The sequence below is a fragment of the Streptomyces sp. Ac-502 genome (assembly GCF_045222935.1).
GTDB lineage: Bacteria > Actinomycetota > Actinomycetes > Streptomycetales > Streptomycetaceae > Streptomyces > Streptomyces monomycini.
Genome location: NZ_JBHFFO010000001.1, coordinates 1,049,540 through 1,074,307, shown reverse-complemented (window position 1 = coordinate 1,074,307; position 24,768 = coordinate 1,049,540). Strand labels below are relative to the sequence as shown.

The following is a 24,768-nucleotide window of genomic DNA, read 5'->3' as shown; positions in this document are numbered from 1 at the left end:
GGGCAGCGCCTCGGGGCTCCCGGTCACACGTCCCAGGCGACCGGCAGGCGCTTGACCCCGTAGATGTCCGCGGTCTCCGGGCGCAGGCCGACCTCTTCGGCCGGTACGGCCAGGCGCAGCGTGGGGAAACGGTTGACCAGCGCGGGGAACGCGACCCGCATCTCGACACGGGCCAGCTGCTGGCCCAGGCACTGGTGGACGCCGTGGCCGAAGGCCAGGTGCCCGCCGCCCTGCCGCCGGAGGTCGAGCACGTGGGGATCGGCGAAGCGCTCGGGGTCACGGTTGGCGGTGTTGATCGACAGGATCACCGGCGAGCCGGCTTCGATGGTGTGGCCGCCCAGTTCGACGTCCTCCAGCGGCATCCTCATGAACGTCTTGGCGACACTCAGATACCGCAGCAGCTCCTCCACGGCCCGGTCGGCGAGCGCGGGGTCGCCGCGCAGCGCGGCCAGCTGCGCCGGGTTCCGCAACAGCGCGAAGGTGCCCAGTGCCAGCATGTTCGCGGTGGTGTCGAGCCCGGCCGCCAGCAGGATCAGGCTGATCCCGCGCAGCTCCTCCTCGGTCAGGTCGCTGTCGGTGAGTTCGCTGAGCACGTCGTCGGTGGGGTGCGCGCGCTTGGCGGCCACCAGCTCCGCGAGGTAGGTCTGTACCGCCGTGTAGGCCGCTATCAGCTCCTCGTCGGTCGTCTCCCCGTTCATGAACGACTCGACCTGTGTCTGGAAGGAGCCCCGGTCCTCGTACGGCACCCCCAGCAGCTCGCAGATCATGACGGCGGGGATGGGCTTGGCGAACGCGGTCACCAGATCCGTCGGCGGTCCGGTCTTCTCCATGGCGTCCAGGCAGTCGGCGGTGATCTGCTCGACGCGCTCGGTGAGCAGCCGCATCCGCCGGACGGTGAACTTGCCCGCCAGCGGCTTGCGGTACCGCCGGTGCTCCGGGTCGTCCGTGAGGAGGAACTCGCCGGGCGGCGCCGGGGGGACCTCGATGTCGCCGTAGTCGATGGTCGGGTGGTAGCGCATCAGCTCCTTGCGTGAGCTGAACCGCGGGTCGGCCAGGACCGCGCGGACCAGGTCGTATCCGGTGATCAGCCAGCCGGGTTTGCCGCCGGGGAAGGTGTAGCGGCTGATCGGGCCGTGCCGGCGGGCGTCGGTCAGCCCGGCCGGCGGGTCGAAGGGGCAGCCGGGCTCACGTGCTGCCGACAGCGTGCTGACGGTGTGGAGGGGTGCGCTCATGACCGGTCCTCATATCGCGATAGTACGTGTTTTGGCGTGCCTCGAAAGCTACGTTGCGTTTGGCACCTCGTCAATCGCCCAAAAACCGTAACCGCAGGTGTACGAGGGGAATTTGATGCAATGACGCTGGCATCGAACGCAACGGTGCGTTGCAACGAGCGTCGGCGAAGGCAATACTGCCGCCATGCCAGGAGGACGACTGACCCAGCAGGACCGCCAGCGCGTCGCGGCCGGACTCGCCGACGGGCTCACGTACGCCGAGATCGCCAGGCGGCTCGGCCGGCCGACCTCGACGATCAGCCGGGAGGTCGCACGCAACGGCGGCGCCGGCGGCTACCGGCCCCAGCAGGCGCACCGGGCGACGGCCCGGAGGGCGCGGCGCGGCACACCGGCACCGCCCCGGGCATCCGGAGGGCCGGGCAGCCCGATGGAACAGGAGGTGGTGGAGCTGGCGGTCAGGTCGGGGCTGCCGAAGACCACGGCGCGCGTGCACGTCGACCTGCTGCTGGCCGAGGACGGCAGACGCACCGCGGCCGAGCTGACCCGCAGGCTCGGCGTCAGCCCGGCCTCCGTGTCCGTGGCCGTGAACTACCTGGTGCAGCACGGATATGTGCGGCGCGAGCGCGACCCGCACCGGCGCCGCGACGTCTACGTGGTCGACGACGACGCCTGGTACCACTCGGTCGTGCTCAGCGCCCGGCGGACGCTGGAGTCGGCGCAGGCCGCACTGGCGGCGGCGGAGGCGTTCGGGCCCGACAGTCCCGTGGGGGAACGGCTGGCCAGGTCGGGAACGTTCCTGGAACGGGTCGTCCTGGACCTGTGGGAATCGGCCGACCGCTGGCGTTCCCTCCTGTCGTGACGCCTGACGTGACGCCTGTCGTGACGGGGCGTCCGCCGCCGGGTGTTCAGGCTCGGGGCGCCGGTGCGGCCAGCCCGGCCAAGTGGTGCAGTGAACGGGTGAGATGCTCCGGGCCGAACGGCGGGAAGTGGAGGTACTCCCGGATGGACTGCGGTACCGCCGACCAGTCGTAGGTGAGCGTGACCTCGGTCCCGGACGCGCCGAGCGGTGTGAGGTCGTAGCGCCAGAACCAGCCGCCGAACTCCAGGCGCCCGTCTTCCTTCTCCTGACCGGTCAGCCAGCTGATGGTGCGCGGCGGGTCGAGCACCTCGACCTGGTTGGCCACCTGGTAGTCACCGTCGGGATGGTCGACGTGGTACATCGCCATCCGGAATATCTGCCCCACCTCGGTCAACGGCGCCCGGTCGACGGGTTCCCGGACCCAGCCGGTGCCGTCGATCGTGGAATGGGCCGCCGGGTCCGCCAGCACCGCGAAGACGGTCGCGGCGGGCGCCGCGACCGTCAGGGTGGCGCTCACGCTCTCCTGGTCCATGGTGTGCACACTCCTTGTCGTCTCGTCGGTCGGGTGGGTGGAACAGGCGCACGCCCGCCCTGACCTGCGCCTGCGGCCCATTGTCAGTGGCTGCTGGGATGGTTGGCACAGTTCGGCGCACCGGCCGAAGCCGGTGCCCGGGCCGCCGCGTGCGGCACCGCACGCACCTTACGCCGCGTCAGGAGGAGCGCTGTACACGTCTGTTCGCCGGTTCGTGCCCGAATGAGCATCGAGTCGGAAGTCGTCGACGCGGTGTACGAGCCCGTGCCGGCCAGGGGCGCGCCCGTTGTGGGGGCGGGAGAGAGGGGTGGGGAGGTTGGGTCAGGACGAGCCGTAGCGGGCCCTGAGGTGTCGGCGGGCGGTCTTGCCGGTGCCGGAGCGGGGGAGGTCCGGGGCGATGACGGCGGAGCGGGGGATCTTGTAGCGGGCCAGGCGGCCGGCCAGGGAGGCGAGGACCTCGGCCGGGTCGGGGGCCGCGCCCGGGGCCGCCACCAGGACCGCGAGGCCGACCTCGCCCCACTCGGGGTCGGGCACCGGGATCACGGCGCAGTCGGCGACGTCCGGGTGGGCCAGCAGCGCGTGCTCGACCTCGGAGGGGTAGATGTTCTCGCCGCCCGAGATGATCACCTCTTTGATGCGGTCGACGATGGTCACTCCGCCGTCGGTGTCCGTGCGGGCGGCGTCGCCCGTGCGCAGCCAGCCGTCCGTGAAGGCCGCTTCGGTCTCGTGCGGGCGGTTCCAGTAGCCGGTCATGACGTTGGGGCCGTGGACGAGGAGTTCGCCGACGGCGTCGGTGGAGGGGGCGGGCACGGACGTGGGGGCGGGCGCGGGTGCGGGGTGCGCCACGCGGACGTCGGTGAAGAAATGCGGGACGCCTGCGCGGCCCCGGCCGGGGTCGGTGCGGCCGTCGTGGGTCAGCAGGACGCCAGGGGCCGCTTCGGTCATGCCGTACCCCTGGCGCAGGGTGAGCCCGCGGTGGGCGAAGGTGTCGATCAGGGGCTGGGGGGTCGGTGCTCCGCCGCACACCAGGGTGCGCAGGGACGACAGGTCGGCGTCCGGCCAGCGCGGGTGGGCGGCGATCCGGCGGAACATCGTGGGGACACCGAACAAGGACGTGACGCGGTGCCGTTCGACGGCTTCGAGCGCCGCGCCCGCGTCGAAGGTCTCCAGCAGGACGCACGTGCCGCCCTTCAGCAGCACCGGCAGAGCCTGCATGCCCAGGGCCGCGGCGTGGTAGAGCGGCGCGGCGACCAGGGCGGTCTCGTCGGCCGTCAGGTCCTCGTCGATCAGGACGTTGACGGCGTTCCAGGTGAGGTTGGCGTGGGTGAGCACGGCGCCTTTGGGGCGGCCGGTGGTGCCGGAGGTGTAGAGGATGAGGCAGGGGTCGTCGGGCGCCACGGCCTCGTCGATCGGGTCGGGCACGGGGGCGGAGGCGGGCGCGGGGGCGGTGCATCGGGGCGGGGGCGCCTCGATCAGCCGTACGTCGCCGTCCGGGGGCGGGCCGGGGGAGTGGCCGCAGTGCAGCAGTACCCGGGCGCCGCAGTCCGTCAGTTGCCAGGACAGTTCGGGCGGGGCGAGCCGTACGTTGAAGGGCACGAACACGGCGCCGAGCAGACCGGTGGCGAAGAGGGACGCGAGGAACTCGGGCCGGTTGGGGCCGCGGAAGCCGACCCGGTCGCCCTTGCGTACGCCGTGCTGCCGCAGGGTGTGGGCGATGCGCGTGGCGTGGGCGTGGAGGGCGGCGTAGGTCACCCGGAGCCCGCCGTCGTGGATCAGTGCGGTGCGGTGCGGTGTGCGCCGCGCCCGCCGTGCGGTCCAGGCGCCGATGCCTTGGTTGTGCATGGGTGTCCCTGTCCGGTCTGCTGCGGTGATCTGTTGCCGCGTCATCCGTTTGAGGGGGATGACGGAGTGACATGGTATTACTGATGGTAATTTATTGATGACACTGTGTATTCCAAGTGTGGGGAGGCTGTGGTGGCCGCTGGTCCCGGTACGGCACTTCTGATGGACGCGCGGGTCCGCCTCAGTCCCGAGGCCGAGCGCATCGACACCCGGGGCGAGCCCCCGGTGTGGCGTGCGGAGCTGCCCGACGGCTCGCCCGTCTGGGTCGCGAGCGGATACGACGCCGCGCGCCGGGTGATGACGGACGGCGGCTTCGCCAAGCCGGCCGTCCGCGGCGGCGAGCGATGGACGCGCTATCTGGGATTCACCGGCCCGCAGGTCACCGACAGCATCGTCCGCAGCATGCTCAACACCGACGGCGATCTGCACCGCCGGCTGCGGGAGCTGGGCGCGTCGGCGTTCACGCCCGACCGCGTACGGGCCGCCGTCGACCGCGCCGAAGAGACCGCGGCGGAGCTGCTGGACGAGATCGCCGGGCGCGGCCGCGCCGACCTCGTCCGCGAGTTCGCCCATCCGTTCGGCGTCCGGGCGGTCACCGGACTGCTGGGATATCCGCCCGACTTCGTCCGGCGCGTGCTGGAGCTGCGGCGCTGGGGCCCGTCCCCGCTGTTCGATCCCCGGGCTCGCCCGACCGCGTGGAGTACGCGGCCGACCGCGAAGCCATGAGTGAGCTGATGCACGACCTCGTGGCCTACCGGCGGCGCAGACCCGGGGCCGACGCCGTCAGCGCGATGATCGCGCACGCCGATGCCGCCGGCCTCGACGAAGGCCAGCTCACCTCCACCCTCTTCCTGCTGCTGGTCTCCGCCTACGAGCCCGTCGCCGACTTCCTCACGTCGAGTCTGTACGCGCTCTGGCACCGCCCCGACCTCCTCGCCGAGCCCGCCCTGGTCTTCGAAGGCTTCGACGAACTGCTGCGCTACACCTCGCCCCTGGCGGCCACCATGCCCCGCTTCGCCCTGGAGCCCACCGAGCTGTACGGCGCGGAGCTGGCACCGGGCGATGCCGTCATCGTGCACATCGCCCTCGCCAACCGTGACCCGCGGCGGTTCGCCGCCCCCAACCGCCTCGACCTGACGCGCACCGTCGGCCAGGACCTCGCCTTCGCCCACGGCCCGCACTTCTGCCTCGGCAGCGGCCTCGCCGTCGGCCTGTGCCGTACCGCCCTCGGCGCCGTACTGCGCCGTCTGCCCGGTCTCGCCGCCGCCCAGCCGCTCGACACGCTGCCCTGGCAGCGCGGTTCCACCGGCGGCATCACCCACCTGCACGTCACCGCGGGCCTGACGGCGCTGCCCGTCACCTACCAGTCACAGTCCCGGCACGCGGTGGTCTCCTGATGGCCCGCGTCACCGGCCTGTCGGTCCTCACCGCGTACGGCCACGGCCCGGACGCCCTCTGGAAGGGCCTGACCTCCGCGACACCCGCCACCTCCCCGGTCACCCGCTTCGACACCGCGCGCCACCGGGCCCGTCACGCCGCCACGCTCCCCGGCACCCCCGACCTGTACGGGGAGCTGGCCGACCTCATCGGTGAAGCCTGCGACCAGGCCGAACTGTCCCCCGACGACCGGGCTGCCACGCCGCTCGTCCTCGCCCTGCACGCGGGCCCGGACACGGCCTCCCTGGCCGTCGAACTGGCGGGCGCCTGCGGCCTGCGCGAGGTGCTCACCGTCCACACCGCCGCCTGCGCCGCCTCCAACACCGCCGTCGCCGAGGCCGCCCACCTCGTCAGGACCACGGCCGAGCGGCGGGCCGTCGTGGCCGGCGGCAGCTTCGTGGACGCGAGCATGTTCGCCGCCTTCGACAGCGCCGGCATCCTCGCCCCGGACGGCGTCTGCCGCCCCTTCAGCGCGGGCCGCGAAGGCCTGGTGCTGGGCGACGGCGCGGCCGCCGTGGTCCTCGAACACACCGGCACCGCACCGCCGTGGGCCACCGTCCGCGGCTGGGGCAACGCCGCCGAGGCCCACCATGTCTGCCGCCCCCACCCCGACGGCCGGGGCCCCGCCGCGGCCGTCACCACCGCACTGCGCCGCGCCGGGGTCACCGGCGACCGGATCGGCTATCTCAACGCCCATGCGACCGCCACCCCCGCCTTCGACGCGGGTGAGGCCGCCGCCATCGTCAGCGCGCTCTCCCCGCACGGCGTACGGGTCCCCGTCAGCTCCACCAAGGCCCTGCACGGACACTGCCTGGAAGCCTCCGGCCTGGTCGAACTGGCCGTCTGCGCCCTCGCCTTCCGCCACGGGGAGCTGCCCGTCAACGCCAACCACCTCGCCCCGGACGAGGACTGCCCCCTCGATCTGGTGCTCGAACCGGGCCGCGCCCCGCAGTCCCGCTACGCGCTCAGTCTCAACAGCGGTTTCGGCGGCGTCTGCACGGCCCTCCTCCTGGCGATGCCGTAACCGCACCGCAGCCATGCCGCCACAGCCGTGCCGCCATCCCCGACCACCCCGTACCGCACGACGCCATGAGTGCGGAGGAGCCTCATGAGGACGCCATGGAACTGATCGTAGAGACCCGCGCCCAATGGCCGCCGGCGGACGACCCGGCAGCGCGCCTCCCGGAGGTCCCGCGCTTCGACACCTCCGCCTTCGCACCCCTGCTGGTGGCCGTCGGCGAACGCTGCCTCGCCGACCGCTACGGCACACCGCCGCTGCCCCCGGCGCTCGGCGCGCGCACCGCGCTCGTCCTCGCGGCCACCCGCGGCGACGTGGTCACCCAGACCGCCATCGACGACGCGGTGGCCGGACAGCAGCAGGTGCCCAAGCCCCTGCTCTTCCAGAACGTGCCCTCCACGGCGCTCGGTCACCTGAGCACCGTATGGGGCCTGACCGGCCCGCTCGTCGCCACGCTCGCCATCGGCGACCCGCTGGTCGCGGCCCGCACCGCCGCCGCGCGCGTCATCGCCACCGGCGACGCCGACCAGGCCCTGGCCATCGCCGCCGACCCCGGCGACAGCCCGCGGTCGCCCGGTACGGCCTGGGCCCACCTGTTCACGGCCGGTCGGCGCTGACTGCCCGCACCGGCCCTACCGGGACCGGCTGCCCGCCGCGCTCCCGACCGTCACCGTTGCCGCGCATCCCCGCCCGCGGCGGCACCGTCGTCCCCACCCAAGGAAAGCGATGCCCTCGAACCTGCCGCCCTCCCCGGCCGAGCTGCGATTCCCCTCGGTCCTGACCCCCGAGACGCTCGAAACCGCCGCCGGGCCCGTCACCGTACGGCTCGACGACGCCTCCCGCGCCGCCGTCGCCCGCAGCCACGACTACCTGCACACCTGCATCGGCGAGGGCCGCGAGATCTACGGCACCACCACCGGCTTCGGCCCCCTCGTCGTCTACGCGGGCCAGGACCAGGGCGCCGACCAGTGCGAGAACGTGCTCTGCCACCTCGAAGTCGGCCAGGGGCCCGACCTGGAACCGCCGGTGGCCCGGGCCGCCCTGCTCACCCGCCTGTGGAGCCTGGCCAAGGGCCGCTCCGGCGTGGCGCCCGGCGCCGTGGACGCCCTCGTGGCGATGCTCGGCACGTCCTTCGCGCCGGTGATGCCCGAGTACGGATCGGTCGGCGCCAGCGGTGACCTCGCACCGCTGGCCCATGCCCTCAGATCCCTCCAGGGGCGGGGCGACGCCTACGTCGGCACCACCCGCATGGCCGCGGCGAAGGCCCTCGCCGAGACCGGGCTGCTGCCCGTGGAACTCACCGGCAGGGACGCGCTCGGCATGGTCAACGGCACGTCCGTGACCGCGGCCGGTGCCGGGCTCGCGCTCGCCCAGCTGCACCGCTCGGTGGTCGCCGGCACCGCGCTGACCGCCCTGCTCGCCGGTGTCCTCGGCTGCCGCCCCGACTTCACCGCCCCCGAGATCTTCGAGGCGCTGGGCCATGAGGACACCGCCGAGCGCGCCGCCGACCTGCGCGAACGGCTCGCCGGTCACGAGCCGAGCGGCACCCGCGCCCTCCAGGAGCCCTACACCCTGCGCTGCGCGCCGCACATCCTCGGCGCCGCGGCGACCAGCCTGCGCCACGCCCGCCAGGTCGTCACCGACGATCTCAACGGCATCAGCGACAACCCCCTGCTCTTCCCCGAACGCGACGTCGTCGCGCACGGCGGCAACTTCTTCGGCCAGCAGGTCGCCTTCGTCGCCGATCTGATGTCCATCACCGCGGCCCAGCTCGCCAACCTCGCCGAACGCCAGCTCGATCTGCTGATCGACCCCGCCGCAACGGCGGCCTCAACCCGATGCTCGCCGAGGACCCCGGCCGCGACCACGGCGTGCAGGGCATCCAGCTCGCCGCGACGTCCCTGGTGGTCGCGATGCGCCGGGCCGCCACCCCCGCCGCCATGCAGAGCGTCCCCACCAACTGGCACAACCAGGACATCGTCCCCTTCGGCACCCAGGCCGCGTTCACCGCGCTCCGGCAGGCCAGGACGCTGCGCCTGCTGCACGGTTCGCTCGCCGTCGCCCTGCGCCAGGCCGTCCACGTCGGCACCCGGCGCCCCACCGCCGACGCCGGCGTCCGCCTCCTGGACGCGCTGGAGCCGACCGTGGCGCCGGACCGGCCGTGGGCGGTGTCCGTACGCGACGCCGCCGACGTGCTCGACCGCGTGTGCTGATCCGGAGGCGGTACGTGCCGATCCGGAGGCGGTGCCTGCCGATCCGGTCACCGCTCACCCGTGCGCTCAGGGCCGCGGCACCACCAGCACCTCGGTGCCCCGCGCCCGTACGGCCCGGATCTCGGCCGCAGGCAGTCCGTCGTCCACGATCAGCAGGTCGAAGTCGGTCAGCGGCGCGAGCGCGTACAGGCCGCCCTTGACGAACTTGGTGTGGTCGGCGACCAGCACCCGCCGCGCCGCGCTCCCCATCATCGCCCGCTTGACCTGCACCGTCTCCGGCGAGGTGTGGTAGCAGCGGCCGTTGGTGACGGCGGTGGTCGACAGGAACAGCACATCGGCGCGGAAGTCCCGTACCGCGTCCGCCGTGTGCGGGCCCATGAACGCGTCGTACGCCGGGAAGTAGGCACCGCCCAGCGTGATCAGCGAGATGCCGGGCTCCTTGGCGAGGGTGGTGACGGCCGGCAGCGAGTTGGTGATGACGGTCAGCGGCGTGTGTTCGGCGAACCGGTGCGCCAGCAGGAGGCAGGTGGTGCTGTCGTCGAGCAGGACGGTCTGGCCGGGTACCAGCAGGGTCGCCGCGGCCCGCGCCAGAGCCTGCTTGACCGGCGCCATCACCGCCATCCGGTCGGCCACGCTCCCGTGGAACTGCGCCGACGGCAGACCGGTCGCCCCGCCGCGTACCTTGCGCAGCCAGCCCTGCGCCTGGAGGGCGTCCAGGTCGCGGTGGGCGGTCATCAGGCTGACGCCGTACTCCTCGGCGAGGTCCGAGGTGCGGACGAAGCCGCGGGCGATGACGGTGTCGCGCAGGCGGCGGCGCCGCTCCTCCTGGGCTTCGAGCCGGTCCATGGTGCCTGCCTTCCGCGCCGTGCCAGGGCCGCCCGGCGGTCGGGGCGCGGCGTACGCCGTGTGAATTCGCCGCGTTATGTTCGCACGGATTTAACGTGGCGTGCGCGCGGAGCGCGGCCCTCACCGGGGGTGCCGGTATGACACAACATGGCAGGCCACCGGCCCGGTGCGAAGATTTCCGGCCACCATTGACGCCCGTTTCGGCCGAACTGTTGCATCGGCTCCGTCCGCTCCGCAGGCCCCTTGCCGCCTTAGAAAGGGGAGATTCGATGACGAACCCTCCTCCGCGTTCGCTGATCACACGCCTGGGCATACCGCCGACCCTGGCCTGGGGCTACCTGGGCCTGCTGCTGTTCATGATCGGCGACGGTGTCGAGTCCGGTTACCTCTCGCCGTACCTGATCGACCAGGGGGTCCCGGAGCCCCGGGTGGCGCTGCTGTTCACCGTCTACGGCATCGCGGCGGGCGTCGCCGCCTGGCTCTCCGGCGTGCTGTCCGAGCTGTGGGGCCCGCGCCGCGTCATGTGGACCGGCCTGGCGATCTGGGGTGCCTTCCAGGTCGTCTTCCTCGCCGCGGCGGTCCCGCTGGGGAGCTACCCCCTGATGATGCTGGGCTACGGCCTGCGCGGCCTGGGCTATCCGCTGTTCGCGTACGGGTTCCTCGTCTGGATCGCCGGGGTCGCGCCGCGGGCGCGGCTCAGCACCGCCATGGGCTGGTTCTGGTTCGCCTTCACGGGCGGTCTGCCCACCCTCGGCTCGCTGGTCGCCAGTGGCCTCATCCCGCACATCGGCGCGTATGCCACGCTGTGGGCCGCGCTCGTCCTGGTCGCCGTCGGCGGCCTGATCGCCCTGCTGCTGGTCCGCGACGACCGCGGTGGCCCCCGGCCACGCTCCGAGGGCGACGGCCCGCTCGCCACCCTGCTCGGCAGCGTCACGATCCTGTGGCGCAACCCTCGGGTCGGCACCGGCGCGCTCGTACGGACCGTCAACACGGCCTCGCAGTTCGGTTTCTTCGTCATCCTGCCGGTGCACTTCACCCGGACCGTCGGCTTCAGCCTCACCCAGTGGCTGCACCTGCTCAGCGCGATGTTCGCGACCAACATCGTCGCCAACCTGCTGTGCGGGATGATCGGCGACCGGTTCGGCTGGCGCCGCACCATCGCCTGGTGCGGCGGCGCGGGCTGCACCGTCAGCACCCTGCTGCTCTTCTACGTACCGCAGGCGGCGGGTGCCAACTTCGGCCTCGCCCTGGTGGTCGCCGCGTTCTACGGCGCTACGCTGGCGGGATACGTCCCGATATCGGCACTGATGCCCTCGCTGGAGCCGCACCACAAGGGCCAGGCACTGGCGGCGCTCAACCTGGGCGCGGGCGCCAGCACCTTCGTCGGACCGGCCGTCGTCGCCGTCTTCGCCGGACCGCTCGGCGTCGAAGGGGTGGTCTGGATCTTCGCGGGGATGTACGCGGTCAGTACCGTGCTCACCGTCTTCCTGAAGCTGCCGGACGAGCCGGGCACGGCGCCGGGCCGAGCGGCCACCGCCGCCGCGCCCGCCGCGCCGTCCGCCTCCGCACCGGCGTGAGAGGACGCACCTGATGTCCGTACTGACCATCGACGTCGGCACCACGATGATCAAGTCCGTGGTCTTCGACGACCGGGGCCGCGAGATCGCGGTCTCCCGGCTCGGCACCGAAGTGCTCCGCCCCCACCCGGGCCGCGCCGAGCAGGACATGGACGCCGTCTGGAACGCCGTCGTCTTCACCGTACGCAACGCCCTGTCCGAACTCGCCGGCCGACCCGGCCCGGCCGACCCCGTATGGCTGGTCTCCTTCACCGCCCAGGGAGACGGCGCCTGGCTCGTCGACGACCGCGGCCGCCCCACCGGGCCCGCGATCCTGTGGTCCGACGGCCGGGCGGGCGACCTCGTCCGCCAGTGGCAGCAGGACGGCGTCCTCGAAGCCGCCTTCCGCCGCAACGGTTCGTTGACCTGCGCCGGAATGCCCAACGCCATCTTCGCGTGGCTGGCCCGGCACGACCCGGACCGGCTCGCCCGCTCGCACGCCGCGCTCACCGCCGCCGGCTGGCTCTTCCTGCGGCTGACCGGCGTCACCGCCGTCGACGAGTCGGACGCCTCGGCGCCGTTCCTCGACCACGCCACCGGCGCGTACGACCCGTACCTGATCGACCTCTTCGGCCTGGCCGCGTACGAGCGGCTGCTGCCGAAGGTGCTGGGCGAGCACGAGCGGATCGCCGAGATCACCTCCGAGGCGGCCGGCCGGCTCGGGCTGCCCGCCGGCCTCCCGGTCGTCATGGCCCCGTACGACATCGCCGCCACCGCGCGCGGCGTCGGCGTGGTCAACCCCGGCCAGGCGTGCAGCATCCTCGGCACCACCCTGTGCACCGAGATCGTCCGTACGACCGTGGACACCACCGGCGAACCGTCCGGCATCACCATCGCCTACCGCGGCCGGGAGCGCGTCCTGCGCGCCTTCCCGACCCTCAACGGCGCCGAAGTGCTCGGCTGGGCGGCCCGCACACTGCACCTGTCCGGACCGCCGGAACTGTCGCGGCTGGCCTTCGAGTCCGAACCGGGCGCGAACGGCCTGATGTTCCTGCCGTACCTCTCCCCGGCGGGCGAGCGGGCCCCGTTCCTCGACGGACACGCCCGCGGCGGGTTCTGGGGCCTGTCCCTGGAACACACCCGCGCCGACCTGGCCCGCGCGGTCTTCGACGGCCTCTCGCTCGTGCTGCGCGACTCGCTGACCGCCTCCCGTACCCACGTCACCGAACTGCGCCTGTGCGGCGGCGGCGCCAACAGCGACGCGTGGTGCGCGCTCATCGCGGACGCGACGGGCGTACCGACCGCCCGCTCCGGCGACACCGAACTCGGCGCCAAGGGCGCCTTCCTCACCGGCCTGGTGCTGTCCGGAGCCGAGTCCAGCATGCACAGCGCCGCCACCAAGTACGTACGGATGCGGTCCAGCTGGGAGCCCGACCCGGAGCGTACCGCCCGGTACGCGGAGCTGTACGAGGACTTCCTGTACTGGCGTGACCTGGCCCGTGAGGCGGGCTGGCGCCCCGGGGCCGGGCGGAGGAACACCCCCGAAGCCCCCGACCGTCCACCGGCCCGGCCGCACCCGATACCCGCACCGCCCGAACACCCCGACCGAGGAGCCCCCACCGTGTCTGACGCCCTGACCGCCGACGCCGTCTGGCTCGGCCTCGACCTCGGCACGCAGAGCGCCCGCTGCGTCGCCGTCGACGGGACCGGGCAGTTGCTCGCCGCCGCCTCCCGGCCGCTCACGAGCCACCGCGACGGCAGGCGCCACGAGCAGGACCCCGAGCAGTGGTGGAGCGCGCTGTCCGCCGCCTGCCGCGCGGCCCTCGCCGGAATCGACCCGGCCCGGGTGCGCGGCCTGGCCCTCGACGCCACCTCCGGTACGGTCCTCCTCGCCGACGCCGACGGCACCCCGCTCACCCCCGGCCTGATGTACGACGACGGGCGCGCCGCCGATCAGGCCGAGGCCGTCAACGAGGCCGGGGGAGCGGTGTGGCAGGACCTCGGCTACCGCACCATGCAGCCCTCCTGGGCCCTGCCCAAACTGCTCTGGCTGCTGCGCCAGGACCCCGGCCTCGGCGAGCGGGCCCGGCTGCTGCACCAGCCCGACCTCGTCACCTGGCGGCTGACCGGCCACCAGGTGCCGTCCGACGCCAGCCACGCCCTCAAGACCGGCTACCACCTCACGGAGGAGCGCTGGCCGTCGGCGGAGCTGACCCGGCTCGGTGTGCCCGAGCGCGTCCTGCCGCAGGTCGTACGGCCCGGAACCGTCCTCGGTACGGTCTGCCCGGCGGCCGCCGCGGCCACCGGCATCCCCGAAGGCACCACCGTCGTCGCCGGGATGACCGACGGCTGCGCCGCCCAGATCGGCGCCGGAGCCCTCGCCCCCGGCGCCTGGAACGCCGTGCTCGGCACCACCCTCGTCCTCAAGGGCACCAGCCCGCACCTGATCCGCGACCCGCACGGCGTCGTCTACTGCCACCGCGGACCGGACGGCAACTGGCTGCCCGGCGGCGCCTCCAGCTCCGGCGCGGGCGTCATCGCCCGGCACTTCACCCCGGGGAACGGCGACGACCTCGACGCGCTCACCGCACAGGCCGCGCGCGAAGGCCGGGACTGGGACGCGGTCACCTACCCGCTCGTGTCGGCGGGCGGAGAGCGCTTCCCCTTCCGCGCCACCGACGCCGAACCGTTCACCCTCGGCGACGTCCCCACCCGCGCCCAGGAGTTCCACGCCTGCCTGCTCGGCGTCGCCTGCGTCGAACGCCTCTGCTTCGACTACCTCGACCACCTCGGCGCCCCTGTCGACGGACCGCTCACCTTCACCGGCGGCGGCGCCCGCAACGCCTACTGGTCGCAGCTCCGCGCCGACCTGCTCGGCCGCCCCGTCCACCTGCCCGAACAGGCCGAAGGCGCCCTCGGCATGGCCGTGCTCGCCGCCACCTCCGGCGGCGTCACCCTCCAGGAGGCCGCGGCCGCCATGGTCCGCACCGGCACACCGGTCACGCCCGACCCGGCCCGTACCGCCCGCCTGCTCCCCGCCTACCTCCGCTTCCTCGACGAACTGACCCGCCGTGGCTGGCTCGACCAGACCGTGGCCGACCACGCCCGCAGGAGGGCCGCACCGTGACCGACTTCATCCTCGTACGCCACGGCGAGACCGAATGGCACGCCGAGAACCGCTACGCCGGGCTCACCGACGTGGCGCTGACCGGACGCGGTGAGGAGCAGGCGGCGGCCCTCGCCGACTGGGCCGCCACCGCCCGCCTGGACGCCGTCTGGTGCTCCCCGCTGTCCCGCGCCCGCCGCACCGCCGCACCCGCCGCCGCGGCCTGCGGCCTGACCCCGCACATCGACGAACGCCTCTACGAGGTGGACTTCGGCCGCGGCGAGGGCCTGACCAAGGCCGAGATGCGCCGGCGCTTCCCGCAGGAACTGGAGGCGTTCCTCGCCGACCCGGTGGGCCACCACCTGCCCGGGGGCGAGGACCCCCGCGCCGCCGCCCTGCGCGCCGCCGACTGCCTCGCCGACATCGAACGCGCCCACCCGGACGGCCGGGTCCTGATCGTCGCCCACTCCACCCTCGTCCGAGTCCTGCTCTGCCATCTGCTGGGCATCCCGCTAGCCGACTACCGGCGCGTCTTCCCGCAGCTCCTCAACGGCGCGCTGACCGAACTGCGCGTCCGTGACGGCCAGGCCGCGCTGCTGCGCCTCAACGCCCCCGCCATGCCCGCACCGGTCCCCACCGCACCGCACTGACCCGCCTCCCGTACGTACGCCGACACCGCACACCCAGGAGAAAGACCCCCATGAGCAGCCCCACCGTCCTCGCCGCCGGCAACCACTTCATCCTCCCCAGCCTGCTCACCGAGGCGGTCCAGGAGGCCACCGGCGGCACGGTGACCGCCGACGCGATCCGGGAGCTGCAACTGCCCTGGCCGCACACCCCGCTCGGCAAGGTCGCCGAGGTCGACGAGGCGTCCGGTACGGAGGACCAGCTCATCGAGGCGCTCCAAGGCGTCCGGATCTGCGTCACCGAGCACGCCGCCCTCACCGAGCGCATCCTCGCCCACTGCCCGGACCTGGAACTGTTCTGCGTCGGCCGCGGCGGGCCGGTCAACGCCAACCTGGCCGCCGCCACCCGGCACGGCGTCGCCGTCTGCTACGCCCCCGGCCGCAACGCCACCGCCACCGCCGAGCACACCCTCACCCTGCTCCTCGCGGCCGCCCGCGGCGTCGGTGACACCCACACCGACCTGCGCCGGGGCGTGTGGCGCGGCGACTACTACGACTACGACAAGTGCGGCATCGAGATCGAGGGCACCACCGTCGGCCTGGTCGGGTACGGGGCGATCGGCAGCCGGGTCGCCAAGGTGCTGGCCGCGATGGGCGCGCACGTCCTCGTCCACGACCCGTACGCCGCCCCCGAGGCGCTGGTCGGCGTCGCCGAGCAGGTCGGCCTGGACGAGCTGCTGAGCCGTTCCCGCATCGTGTCCCTGCACGCCCGCCTCACCGAGGAGACCCGCGGCATGATCGGCCGCGCGCAGCTCGCCGCCATGCCGCACGGCTCCGTCCTGGTCAACTGCGCCCGTGGCGCCCTCGTGGACTACGACGCGGTCTGCGACGCGCTGGAGTCCGGGCAGCTCAGGGGCGCCGGCTTCGACGTCTTCCCCGAGGAGCCGGTCCCGGCGGGCTCCCGCCTGCTGGCCGCGCCCGGCGTGGTGCTGACCCCGCACATCGCGGGCGGCAGCCGCCAGGTCGCGCACAAGGCGGCCCGGATCGTCGCCGCCGAGGCCGCCCGTTTCCTGCGCGGGGAGCCGCTCGCGCACTGCGCCAACCCGGACGTGCTGGGCGGCTGACCCAGGCTCGTACCGGCCTTCCCGGCACAGGCTTTCCCGGTACGAGCCTTTCGGTACGTGCCTTCCCGGCACACGCCTCCCGGCACACGCCTCCCGGTACGACGAAGGGCCGCCCCCAGACGGGGACGGCCCTTCACCCGCAGGTGCCTACCGGCGCCGCACCAGCGGGAACGGCAGCGTCTCGCGGATCGACAGGCCGGTGAGGAACATGACCAGCCGGTCCACGCCGATGCCCAGACCACCGGTCGGCGGCATCGCGTATTCGAGGGCCTGGAGGAAGTCCTCGTCCAGTTCCATGGCCTCCGGGTCGCCGCCCGCCGCCAGCAGCGACTGGGCGGTCAGCCTGCGGCGCTGCTCGACGGGGTCGGTCAGCTCGGAGTAGGCGGTGCCCAGCTCCGTGCCGAAGGCGACCAGGTCCCAGCGCTCGGCGAGCCGCGGGTCCTTGCGGTGCTGGCGGGTCAGCGGCGAGACGTCGGTGGGGAAGTCCTTGTAGAAGGTGGGCAGCGTGGTCTTCTCCTCGACCAGCCGCTCGTACATCTCCAGGACGACGTCACCGCGGCCCATCTCCGGCTTCACCGGCACCCCGGACCGCTGGCACAGACGCCGCAGCACGTCCGGGTCCGTGTCCGCGTCGACCTCTTCGCCCAAGGCCTCCGAGATCGCGCCGTAGACCGTCTTGACCGGCCAGATGCCCGAGATGTCGTGCTCGACGAGCTTGCCGTTCGCATCCGCCTTGCGGGCGGTGGCGCTGCCGAACGCGGAGACGGCCGCGCCCTGGATCAGCTCACGGGTCAGGTCGAGCATCACGTCGTAGTCGGCGAACGCCTGGTACGCCTCCAGCATCGTGAACTCGGGGTTGTGCTTGTAGGAGATGCCCTCGTTACGGAACGTGCGTCCCATCTCGAAGACCTTCTCCATACCGCCCACGCACAGCCGCTTGAGGTACAGCTCGGGCGCGATGCGCAGATACAGGTCGAGATCGTAGGCGTTGATGTGGGTCTGGAAGGGACGCGCGTTGGCGCCGCCGTGGATCTGCTGGAGCATCGGCGTCTCGACTTCGAGATAGCCGCGCTCGATCAGACCCTGGCGCAGCGCCTGCACCGCGGTGCTGCGGGCCCGCAGGTTGTCCCGCGAGTCCGGCGAGACGACCAGGTCCACGTAGCGCTGGCGGACCTTGGCCTCCGGGTCGGTCAGACCGCGCCGCTTGTCGGGCAGCGGGCGCAGGCACTTGGCCGTCAGCCGCCAGTGGGTGACGAAGGCCGTCAGCTCACCGCGGTCACTCGCGCCGACCTCGCCCTCGGCCTCGATGTGGTCGCCCAGGTCGATGTCGCCGGAGAACCGTGCCAGCTCCTCGGCACCGGTGCCCTCGCGGGTCAGCGCGACCTGGAGGTCGCCCGACCAGTCGCGCAGCACCGCGAACAGCACCCCGCCGTGGTCACGGGTCAGCAGCACCCGGCCGGCGATCCGTACGACCTTGCCGGTACGCGTACCGGGCTCCAGGTCCGGGTGCTCGTCGCGGACGGCACCCAGCGTGTGGGTGCGCTGCACACCGACCGGGTACGGATCGGTGCCCTCCGTGCGCAGCCGCTCCAGCTTGCGGTGCCGGATGCGGACCTGCTCCGGCAGCGCCGCCAGCTCCCGCTCGCGCAGCTCCTCCTCACTGGCGGCGGGCTTCTCCACCAGGCCCAGCTCGTCCAGGGACGGCAGGTTGGCGGTGCTGGCCGGGGTGAGCGCCCGCTTCTTGTGGCCCTTGCCCCACAGCTTGCCCAGGCTCGGTACGGCCACGAAGCCCTCGGCGATGCCGGACGCCATGCCGATACGGGCCAGGGCGCCGGTGTCCGCGTAGCACAGGAAGCGCGGGTACCACTCGGGCGCGTACTTGGCGTTGGAGCGGTACAGCGCCTCCAGTTGCCACCACTTGGAGAAGAACAGCAGCAGCTTGCGCCACACCTTCAGCACCGGACCGGCGCCGATCCGGGCGCCCTCCTCGAAGGCCGACCGGAAGACCGCGAAGTTCAGCGAGATGCGGCGCACCCCGATCTGTCCGGCCTGCGCGCACAGCTGGGCGACCATGTACTCCATCACGCCGTTGGGCGCGCTGCGGTCGCGGCGCATCACGTCCAGCGAGATGCCGTCCTTGCCCCACGGCACGAACGACAGCAGGGCCATCATGTTGCCGTCGCCGTCGAACGCCTCGGCCAGCAGGCAGTCACCGTCCTCGGGGTCGCCGAGCCGGTCCAGCGCCATCGAGAAGCCGCGCTCGGTCTCGGTGTCGCGCCAGGCGTCCGCCCGGTGGATGACCTCCTGCATCTCCGCGTCGGACAGCTCGGAGTGCCGGCGGACCCGGAAGGTGGCGCCGGTGCGCTCGACCCGGTTGACGGCCTGGCGGGTCACCCGCATCTCGCGGCCGTCCAGGTCGAAGTCCTTGACGTGCAGGATCGCCTCGTCGCCGAGCTGCAAGGCGCTCAGGCCGCTGCGCGCGAACGCCTTGGCGCCGTCCTCGCTGGCGCCCATGACGGCGGGCTGCCAGCCGTAACGTCCGGCGACCTTGAGCCACTCCTCGATGGCCGGGCCCCACGCCTCCCGGTCACCGACCGGGTCACCGCTGGCCAGGCAGACGCCGACCTCCACACGGTAGGTGACGGCGGCCTTGCCGCTGGGCGAGAAGACCACGGCCTTGTCCCGGCGGGTGGCGAAGTAGCCGAGCGAGTCCCGGCCGCCGTAACGGGCCAGCAGCGCCCGGATACGGGTCTCCTCGTCACCGTGGAGCGCGGCCTCCATGCGCTGCGACCGGAAGAGCACCCGGGCCGCGTTCAGCAGCGCCACCGCGCCGAACAGACCGAGCAGGAAGATGATCCAGTGCGGCGGGTGGCCGTGGAACTGGTGGTTGCTGAGCAGACCGCCGCAGACCCGGTCGGCCGCCCACAGCAGCCGGCTGTCGGCGCCGCGCTCCAGGCTGCCCGGGAACAGCGACACCAGGCCCCAGCCGACGAGGATCGAGACCACCAGGCCCGCGACCAGCACCCCGGCGGCACGCCAGAACGCGCCGCGGCGGGTGATCGCGTAGAACTCGCGGTGCGCGACCAGCAGCAGGACCAGCGCGGCCGTGCACAGCACCAGGGAGAAGTAGTACTCCGGGTAGCCGTCGATCACGAAGAGCGCGTCGGTCAGGGTGACCAGCACCATGTAGACGACGGCGAACCACAGGGCGACCCGTTTGCGTGCGGTCATGGCCGCGGCCAGCAGCGAGAGGAAGACCGCGTACGCGAGGTTCGGTTCGACCACGATGGTCAGGGTGTCCAGCCATTGGATGACCGGTTTCAGGGCGCGTCGCAGCGGCCCGATCAGCGCCGTGACGGCGCAGAACAGCCCCAGAAGGCTGAAGAAGATGGCGAAGCCGTTGGGCACGCGGCGGCGACAACGCGCCCACGCCGTTATTTGGTCCTGGTCCTGCACGGTGCTCATTCCGTCACACTAGGCTCTGTAAGGGGTCAGCTGCTCGATGGAAGGGCGCTCTTCTTCTGCCACTGGGACCAGTCGACCATCCAGTCCCCGAGTCCGTTGTTCTCGGCCGCCCTCCCCCGTTCGGAGGAACCGGTGACCTCGAACGGGTCACCGACGCGGACCTTCGCGTACAGCCAGTCGGCGTCGGCGTCGGTCAGCCCGATGCAGCCGGAACTGTCGTTGACCCGGCCCACCTTGCCGGCGTCCCACGGCGCCGCGTGCGCGTAGGTGCCGGAGCTGGTGAGCTTCATGGCGTCGCGGACCGTCTTCTCGTACGCGTCGGCCGGCCCCACGGTCTCGGAGTTCATGGTGATCGTGCCCTCCTTCGCCATGAGCGGGAAGATGCCTGTCCAGGTGGAGTGCCGCGAATCCGGCTTGCCGGCGGAGAAGGGGATGTCCTTCACCTCCTTTCCGTTCTCGGTGAACGTCAGGTGCTTGCTGTCCAGGTCGACCGTGATCACATGGCGGTCGCCGATGGTGAAGTTCAGGTCGTAGTCCTTGGCGAAGTAGCGGCCGCCGCCGGAGTCCACGCCGTTCAGATCGGCGCGCAGCCCCACCCTGGTGCCCGGCCGCCAGTACTCCTTCGGCCGCCAGTCCACCCGGTCCTTGCCGGAGAAGTCCTTGACCCAGCCCCACGCGCCGGCCGTGCCGTTGTCGGTGGTGACCTTCAGGTGCTTCTCCACGGCGGCCTTGTCGGTCACGGGGAAGTCGAAGGTGATCGAGACGGGCTGCGCCACGCCGACGGTGGCGCCCTGCGAGCCGGGGCTCAGCACGAGCTTGTTCAGCTTGTCGGCCTGGGCGGTGGTCAGCGACTCCTTGACCGTGTTCGTACCGCCCTGGGCGTTCCGCGCCTCGGCCGCGACCGAGTACCTGGTGTCCGGGACGGTCGGCTCGTGGGAGGTCCACACCCGGCCGCCGTCGCCCAGCCCGCCGGGCAGCCGACGGCCCTTCGGATCGGTCACGACGACCTTGACCAGACTGCCGCCCTCCGCGCTGACCTGCAGTTTGTCCCCTGCCTGCACCGTCTTCACGCCGTTCGCCGCACTCAGCGACACCCGTACCGGAGCGCCCTTGGACGCGGATGCCGCGGGGCCTCCGCAGGCGGTCAGCGCACCGATGCCGAGCAGCGGCACCAGGACCAGCGCGGCCCGCGCAGGGCGCGGCACGAGGCGGCGGTGCGGGGCGGGGGCAGGGGTCATCTAAGGGCTTTCCGTTGCAGCGGTCCGGCGGATGTCGGCCGCTAAGACGCGAACCATCTGCAATTCGTTGCGGTGCGTGACGTGATCCATGACACGTCGCGCCACCGGCGGGCGTCGCGCCCGCGCGCCGGCGTGGTCCGTGGTCCGCTCCTCCGGTGTGCCGCCTCGCCGGCTCCCTTCCGTCCCGATGCCCGTGCACCGTTGACGACGGCACCGCCCGCCCCTACGGTTCCCGCGTGTATCGCTTACGGACCACCGCGGCGGCAGCAGCAGCACTCCTCCTCACCCTCACCGCGTGCGGGAACGACGGATCCGGGCCGGGCGGCGACGGCCGGGACAGCATCGAGATCGGCGCGCTCTCCATCGTGGACACCGCACCCGTCCACCTGGCCCGGTCGCTCGGCTTCTTCGCCAAGCAGGGCATCGACGCGAAGATCACGCCGGTGCAGGGCGGCGCGTACAGCTCCTCCGGTGTCGTCAGCGGCCAGTTCGACTTCGGCTTCAGCAACACCACCACCCTGCTCACCGCCCGGGAACAGGGACTGCCGCTCAAGGCCGTGGCCAGCGGGGTGGCCTCCACCGGGCAGACCGGACGCGGCAAGGACTACAGCGCCGTCCTCGTGCCCGAGGGCAGCGCCATCAAGTCGGCCAAGGACCTGCCCGGCCACAAGATCGCCGTCAACCAGCTGAAGAACATCGGCGACACCACCATCCGCGCCGCCGTGCGCCGGGCCGGCGGGGACCCCGAGAAGCTCGAATTCACCGAGATCCCGCTCACCGACATGCCCGCCGCCCTGGCCGCCGGACGGGTGGACGCCATCTGGACCGTGGAGCCCTTCCAGACGCAGGCCAAGGACCAGGGCGCCCACGAGGTGTGCTGGCCGTTCGCCGAAGCCACCGACAACCTCACCGTCGCGATGTACTTCACCAGCGAGAAACTGCTCCGCGAGAAACCGGACCTGGTCAAACGCTTCACCGCCGCCGTCAACCAGGCGCTGGCGCACGCCCGCGCGCACCCCGAGGCGGTACGCGCGGAACTGGCCAAGTACACCAAGATCCCGCCCGCGGTCATCCGGCGGATCGTGCTGCCCAAGTGGCCCACCGCGATCAACCGCCCGTCCGTGCAGGCCATCGCCGACTTCGCCCGCGAGGACGGGGTCCTCTCACGGCCCGCCGACGTCGGCGCGCTGCTGCCGTGACCCGCCGAGGGGCACGCGCCGGGGCGCCGCTGAGCACACCACGCGCCGCCGGACTCGGCCTCCTGGGCCTGGCCTGCCTCTTCGCCGTCGCCGAGGCGGTGCCCCGGCTCGGCCTCGTCGACCCCCGCCACCTGCCGCCCGCCACCGCGATCCTGCGCCGCCTCGCCACCGAACTGGGCGACGCGACCCTGTGGACCGCGCTCGGCGAGACCCTGCGCTCCTGGGCGCTCGGCCTCGCCATCGCCTGCTGCCTGGCCGTCGCCCTCGGCGTCCTCATCGACGCCGTACCGGGGCTGCGCGCCGCCACCGCCTCCACCATCGAGTTCCTGCGGCCCATCCCGTCCGTGGCACTGATCCCGCTGGCCACCCTCCTCTTCGGCGCCGAGACCGGCTCCACCCTCCTCCTCGTCGTCTACGCCTCCTTCTGGCAGGTGCTCATCCAGGTGCTGTACGGCGTGGCCGACGTGGACCCGGTCGCCCGCGAGACCGCCCGCAGCTACCGCCTCGGCCGCTGGGCGCACCTGCGCCACCTCGTGTGGCCGACGGCCCTGCCGTACGTGATGACCGGCCTGCGGCTGGCCGCCGCGGTGGCCTTCATCCTCGCCGTCACCGCCGAACTGGTCATCGGCAGTCCCGGGCTGGGCCTGCGCATCCAGCTCGCCCAGTCCGGCGGCGCGGTCACCGAGGTCTACGCGCTGATCGTGCTGGCCGGGCTGGTCGGGGTCACCGTCAACGCGGGGGTGCGGGCTGTGGAGCGCCGGGTGCTCGCCTGGCACCCGTCCGTACGGGGCGAGGCGGCGCGGTGAGCACGGCACGTACGGGGCGGGACAAGGGGACGAGCGCGGCAGGCGAGCGTCCCGCCGGGCCGCTGCGGCGCGCGGGCCTGCGCCTGCTGCGCGTTCTGGGCCTGCCGGCCCTGCTGATCCTCGGCTGGTGGGCCTACAGCTCCGCAAGCCCCACCTTCTACCTGCCGACGCCAGGCCGGGTCGCCACCGCCTTCGCTAAGGTGTGGTTCTCGGCGCGGATCACCGAGGACGTCCTGCCCAGCGTGGGCCGGCTGCTCACCGGCTACGCCCTCGCGGGCCTGCTCGGCGTCGGCCTCGGCGTCGCCATAGGCTCCTCGCGCGCCCTGCGGGCCGCCGCCGAACCCGTACTGGAGTTCTTCCGCGCCGTACCGCCGCCCGTCCTCGTCCCGCTCATCATGCTGCTCGCGGGGCTGGACACCGCGATGAAGGTCCTGGTCATCGTCTCCGGCTGTGTGTGGCCCGTGCTGCTCAACACCGTCGAGGGCGTCCGCGCCGTGGACGAGGTGCTGGACGACACCGGCCGCTGCTTCGGGCTGCGCGGGGTCGCCAGGCTGCGCCATCTCGTGCTGCCCGCCGCGAGCCCGCAGATCATGGCGGGCCTGCGGCAGGCCCTGTCGGTCGGCATCATCCTCATGGTCATCGGGGAGATGTTCGCCAGCACCTCCGGCCTCGGTCACACCGTCGTCCTCTTCCAGCGCGGCTTCGCCATCCCGGAGATGTGGAGCGGCATCGTCGTCCTCGGACTGCTCGGGTTCGGCCTCTCGGTCGCCTTCCGGGCCGTCGAACGCCGCATACTGGCCTGGCACTTGGCGCGTGGCGAGGAGCGGGGACGGCATGCTTGAGATCACCGGGCTGGGCAAGGTCTACGAGGGGCGCGGCGGCGTCGAGGCACTACGGAAGATCGACTTCCGGGTGGCCGACGGCGACCTGGTGTGCGTCGTGGGGCCCTCCGGCTGCGGCAAGACGACCCTGCTCAAGTGCCTCGCCGGGCTGCTGTCACCGACGACGGGCGAGGTACGGGTCGCGGGCCGCCGGGTCACCGGCCCGCCGCCCGGCATGGCCGTCGTCTTCCAGGAGTACGGGCGCAGCCTCTTCCCCTGGATGACCGTGCGCAAGAACGTCGAACTCCCGCTGCGCGAGAAGAAGGTGCCCGCGCCACGCCGCCGCGAACTGGTCGAGGAGGCCCTGACCGCCGTCGGCCTCGCGGACGCCGCGGCGGCCCACCCGTGGCAGCTCTCCGGCGGCATGCAGCAGCGCGTCGCCATCGCCCGCGCCCTCGCGTACGAGCCGCGGGTCCTCCTGATGGACGAGCCGTTCGCCGCCGTCGACGCGCAGACCCGGGCGGAGCTGGAGGACCTGCTGCTCACCCTGTGGCGACGGCTGGGAGTGACGACGCTGCTGGTCACCCACGACATCGACGAGGCGGTCTACCTGGGGCGGCGGGTGATCGTCCTGTCCTCGGCGCCCACCGTCGTCCAGGAGGACCTTCCGATCGACCTGCCGGCCGCCCGCGACCAGATCGCCACCCGCTCCGCCCCGCGCTTCGCCGAGCTGCGGGCCCATGTCTACGCGCAGATCCAGCACGCGAAGAACGGCGTAGCGGGAGGGGACGCTCCGGTGCGGGAGGCGGAGCAGTCCGAACCGTAGGGACTCGGCGGGGAATTCCGGC

Annotated in this window: 19 protein-coding genes and 1 pseudogene; 14 read left to right on the top strand and 6 right to left on the bottom strand. The window is 72.8% G+C overall.

The annotated features are described in order from the left end of the window. Positions 1-23 precede the first annotated feature (23 nt). Entirely contained in the window at positions 24-1,232 is a 1,209-nt protein-coding gene (locus ACEXOX_RS04625) for a cytochrome P450 (protein WP_406519209.1), read from the bottom strand. Positions 1,233-1,416: 184 nt separating this feature from the next. On the opposite strand from ACEXOX_RS04625, the gene ACEXOX_RS04620 reads away from it, so the two are divergent. After that, on the top strand, positions 1,417-2,091 hold the full coding sequence (locus ACEXOX_RS04620) for a MarR family transcriptional regulator (RefSeq protein ID WP_406519208.1): 675 nt from the start codon (positions 1,417-1,419) through the stop codon (positions 2,089-2,091). 46 nt (positions 2,092-2,137) lie between these two features. Here ACEXOX_RS04620 and ACEXOX_RS04615 read toward each other — a convergent pair whose 3' ends face one another. Next, positions 2,138-2,623: an SRPBCC family protein gene (locus ACEXOX_RS04615; RefSeq protein ID WP_406519207.1), complete on the bottom strand. Its 486-nt coding sequence runs from the start codon at positions 2,621-2,623 to the stop codon at positions 2,138-2,140. 321 nt (positions 2,624-2,944) lie between these two features. Continuing rightward, positions 2,945-4,465, bottom strand: a complete 1,521-nt coding sequence (locus tag ACEXOX_RS04610; RefSeq protein WP_406519206.1) for an acyl-CoA synthetase — start codon at positions 4,463-4,465, stop codon at positions 2,945-2,947. 132 nt (positions 4,466-4,597) lie between these two features. Between ACEXOX_RS04610 and ACEXOX_RS04605 the strand changes: the two genes are divergently transcribed. The 5 genes and pseudogenes from ACEXOX_RS04605 to ACEXOX_RS04585 all read left to right on the top strand — a co-directional run bounded on the left by ACEXOX_RS04605 (position 4,598) and on the right by ACEXOX_RS04585 (position 9,133). After that, entirely contained in the window at positions 4,598-5,191 is a 594-nt protein-coding gene (locus ACEXOX_RS04605) for a hypothetical protein (RefSeq protein WP_406519205.1), read from the top strand. After that, the gene (locus tag ACEXOX_RS04600) at positions 5,188-5,862 is read left to right on the top strand and encodes a cytochrome P450 (protein WP_406519204.1); all 675 of its coding nucleotides are present in this window, start codon (positions 5,188-5,190) and stop codon (positions 5,860-5,862) included. The genes ACEXOX_RS04605 and ACEXOX_RS04600 overlap by 4 nt, the downstream gene beginning before the upstream one ends. Continuing rightward, positions 5,862-6,926 carry a beta-ketoacyl-[acyl-carrier-protein] synthase family protein gene (locus ACEXOX_RS04595; protein WP_406519203.1) on the top strand — a complete coding sequence of 355 codons (1,065 nt, stop codon included), beginning with the start codon at positions 5,862-5,864 and terminating at the stop codon, positions 6,924-6,926. The genes ACEXOX_RS04600 and ACEXOX_RS04595 overlap by 1 nt, the downstream gene beginning before the upstream one ends. A gap of 95 nt (positions 6,927-7,021) precedes the next feature. After that, positions 7,022-7,537: a hypothetical protein gene (locus ACEXOX_RS04590; RefSeq protein ID WP_406519202.1), complete on the top strand. Its 516-nt coding sequence runs from the start codon at positions 7,022-7,024 to the stop codon at positions 7,535-7,537. Positions 7,538-7,646: 109 nt separating this feature from the next. Beyond that, positions 7,647-9,133: pseudogene (locus ACEXOX_RS04585) on the top strand (aromatic amino acid ammonia-lyase). A 66-nt stretch (positions 9,134-9,199) separates the two neighbouring features. Here ACEXOX_RS04585 and ACEXOX_RS04580 read toward each other — a convergent pair. Continuing rightward, a complete protein-coding gene (locus ACEXOX_RS04580) occupies positions 9,200-9,979 on the bottom strand; it encodes a DeoR/GlpR family DNA-binding transcription regulator (protein WP_030023320.1) in 780 nt (259 codons plus the stop codon). A gap of 269 nt (positions 9,980-10,248) precedes the next feature. Here ACEXOX_RS04580 and ACEXOX_RS04575 point away from each other — a divergent pair, with 269 nt between their 5' ends. The 4 genes from ACEXOX_RS04575 to ACEXOX_RS04560 are packed head-to-tail and all read left to right on the top strand — an operon-like array spanning position 10,249 to position 16,391. Beyond that, the gene (locus ACEXOX_RS04575) at positions 10,249-11,556 is read left to right on the top strand and encodes an MFS transporter (RefSeq protein WP_406519201.1); all 1,308 of its coding nucleotides are present in this window, start codon (positions 10,249-10,251) and stop codon (positions 11,554-11,556) included. 13 nt (positions 11,557-11,569) lie between these two features. Further along, positions 11,570-14,662 (top strand): FGGY family carbohydrate kinase, encoded by a 3,093-nt coding sequence (locus ACEXOX_RS04570; RefSeq protein WP_406519200.1) that lies wholly within the window; start codon positions 11,570-11,572, stop codon positions 14,660-14,662. Further along, complete coding sequence (locus ACEXOX_RS04565; RefSeq protein ID WP_406519199.1) at positions 14,659-15,291, top strand: histidine phosphatase family protein; 633 nt, start codon at positions 14,659-14,661, stop codon at positions 15,289-15,291. The genes ACEXOX_RS04570 and ACEXOX_RS04565 overlap by 4 nt, the downstream gene beginning before the upstream one ends. Positions 15,292-15,341: 50 nt before the next feature. Beyond that, positions 15,342-16,391 carry a 2-hydroxyacid dehydrogenase gene (locus ACEXOX_RS04560; protein WP_406519198.1) on the top strand — a complete coding sequence of 350 codons (1,050 nt, stop codon included), beginning with the start codon at positions 15,342-15,344 and terminating at the stop codon, positions 16,389-16,391. A 147-nt stretch (positions 16,392-16,538) separates the two neighbouring features. Here the strand turns inward: ACEXOX_RS04560 and lysX are convergent, their stop codons facing one another. Together lysX and ACEXOX_RS04550 are read right to left on the bottom strand one after the other, a co-directional pair. Then, on the bottom strand, positions 16,539-19,856 hold the full coding sequence (gene lysX, locus ACEXOX_RS04555; RefSeq protein ID WP_406519197.1) for a bifunctional lysylphosphatidylglycerol synthetase/lysine--tRNA ligase LysX: 3,318 nt from the start codon (positions 19,854-19,856) through the stop codon (positions 16,539-16,541). A gap of 26 nt (positions 19,857-19,882) precedes the next feature. Continuing rightward, positions 19,883-21,094 carry an Ig-like domain-containing protein gene (locus ACEXOX_RS04550; RefSeq protein WP_406519196.1) on the bottom strand — a complete coding sequence of 404 codons (1,212 nt, stop codon included), beginning with the start codon at positions 21,092-21,094 and terminating at the stop codon, positions 19,883-19,885. A 236-nt stretch (positions 21,095-21,330) separates the two neighbouring features. On the opposite strand from ACEXOX_RS04550, the gene ACEXOX_RS04545 reads away from it, so the two are divergent. The 4 genes from ACEXOX_RS04545 to ACEXOX_RS04530 all read left to right on the top strand — a co-directional run bounded on the left by ACEXOX_RS04545 (position 21,331) and on the right by ACEXOX_RS04530 (position 24,746). Continuing rightward, positions 21,331-22,293, top strand: a complete 963-nt coding sequence (locus ACEXOX_RS04545; RefSeq protein WP_406519195.1) for an ABC transporter substrate-binding protein — start codon at positions 21,331-21,333, stop codon at positions 22,291-22,293. Beyond that, on the top strand, positions 22,290-23,099 hold the full coding sequence (locus ACEXOX_RS04540; RefSeq protein WP_406519194.1) for an ABC transporter permease: 810 nt from the start codon (positions 22,290-22,292) through the stop codon (positions 23,097-23,099). Before ACEXOX_RS04545 ends, ACEXOX_RS04540 begins: the two co-directional genes overlap by 4 nt. Positions 23,100-23,161: 62 nt before the next feature. Then, entirely contained in the window at positions 23,162-23,941 is a 780-nt protein-coding gene (locus ACEXOX_RS04535) for an ABC transporter permease (protein WP_406526226.1), read from the top strand. Next, a complete protein-coding gene (locus ACEXOX_RS04530) occupies positions 23,934-24,746 on the top strand; it encodes an ABC transporter ATP-binding protein (protein WP_406519193.1) in 813 nt (270 codons plus the stop codon). The genes ACEXOX_RS04535 and ACEXOX_RS04530 overlap by 8 nt, the downstream gene beginning before the upstream one ends. Positions 24,747-24,768 lie beyond the last annotated feature (22 nt).